1 pseudogene is annotated in these 237 nt (G+C 50.6%); it reads left to right on the forward strand.

Annotated features, from left to right (window positions below):
- Positions 1 to 237, forward strand: a pseudogene (locus AC1RPY_RS08190) (hypothetical protein); the annotation flags it as partial.

A 237-nucleotide genomic window follows, 5' to 3' on the forward strand; every position in this document is an offset into this window, starting at 1 on the left:
GTATCAAGTTGTGCTAGGCGCGCAGGACAAGGATGACTACCAGTGCCTGAAGGGAAAGCACGTGCTTATGTACGATTCGGCTCACAAGAACAAAGAAAGCAAACCGGACCCGATATACATCACAGAGGCTGACCTGATGGAACGTGAAGGCCTCACTCCAGCCCAGTTCTTGCAGTATCAAATTCTGCTGGGCGATAAGATTGACAGCATTCCACGAATTGGCACGTTCAAGCCGCT

Source organism: Dellaglioa sp. CoH-56-MRSF-12, assembly GCF_056782075.1.